A 1,261-nucleotide genomic window follows, 5' to 3' on the forward strand; every position below is an offset into this window, starting at 1 on the left:
GCCGGCATCACCCTGCGCCCACCTGGGCGCAGTCACTGGCACGGTGGTGCAGGAGCCCGGCGATGTGCTCGACCATGGCGCGCATCGCCGCGTGACCCATGTCATCGGCGTGCAGCCAGTGCGTGCGCTGATCGGAGCGGAACCAGGTCATCTGGCGCTTGGCGAGTTTGCGGGTGGCGGCGCTGATCTCCGCGGCTGTTTCCGCCCGGCTCACCGCACCCTGAGCGGCGCGCAGCGCTTGCGGGTAGCCCACCGCAGAAGCAGCAGTCCGGCCCCAGCCACGATCGCGCAGCGCACCGGCTTCCTCGATGAGGCCCTCGCGCAGCATCTGGGCACTGCGCTGGTCAATGCGCTGGGAGAGCACCTCGGCGCTCACCGTCAGCCCCACCTGGATTGTGGGCACATGGTGGACCGCTTCGGGGCGGGTGGCACTGAAGGGCCGCCCGGTGAGCTCGATGACCTCCAGCGCGCGGACGACCCGCCGGGAGTTGGCCACTGCGATGGCCTGGGCGGCGCTGGGGTCACGGCCGCGCAGTTCCTGATGCAACGCCGCTGCGCCCACCGCTGCCAGCCGTTCCTCGATGCGAGCGCGAACTGCGTCGTCCGTCGGCGGAATGTCCAGCTCATCGAGTGCCGCGCGCAGGTACAAACCCGAACCGCCCACATAGAGCGGCAACGCGCCCCGGGCGCGGATCTGGGCTGCGGTAGCGCGGGCGGTGCGTTGATAGTCACGCACCGAGGCTTCGTCCGCGGGATCGAGCACGTCCAACTCGTGATGCGCCACCTGCCCACGCTCCGCCGCTGAGACCTTCGCGGTGCCGATGTCCATCCCGCGATAGCGCTGCATCGCATCGGCGTTGATGACCTCGACGCCGCGGCCGCGATCGCGCACGAAGGCAGCCAGGGCCAGGGAGAGTCGCGTCTTCCCGCTGGCCGTCGGGCCCACGAGCGCCAACGCTTGGGGCCACCGCGCACACGTGCACCACTGATCACTCACCCTGCCAAACTACGGGGAAAGCTCGCCACATGGCATCGAGGCGGCTGGCCAGGGGAGAGTCGAACCAAGCAGATCCGCCCTGCGCTGGCTACAGTCGTGGGTATGGCCACAGAGGATTCGCGACGCCCCACCGCCGCCGGCCAGGGTGAGTCCGGACTCGCCTTGAGCGCGGAGGTGCGGCCGGTTTCCCTCGAACGGCTCCGCGTGTTTCTTGATACAGCCGGGATTCCCTGGAGCGTGGATCATGCGGGCGACCTGGGCATC

1 protein-coding gene is annotated in these 1,261 nt (G+C 69.7%); it reads right to left on the reverse strand.

The window, feature by feature from the left end; translation table 11 throughout:
- Positions 1-7: 7 nt before the first annotated feature.
- Complete coding sequence (gene miaA, locus Q4F04_RS15510) at positions 8-946, reverse strand: tRNA (adenosine(37)-N6)-dimethylallyltransferase MiaA (protein ID WP_303370688.1); 939 nt, start codon at positions 944-946, stop codon at positions 8-10.
- Positions 947-1,261: the final 315 nt, after the last annotated feature.

Origin of the sequence: Paracoccus sp. (in: a-proteobacteria) (assembly GCF_030536915.1) — a bacterium.
In the GTDB taxonomy this organism is placed as follows: Bacteria; Pseudomonadota; Alphaproteobacteria; order Rhodobacterales; family Rhodobacteraceae; genus Paracoccus.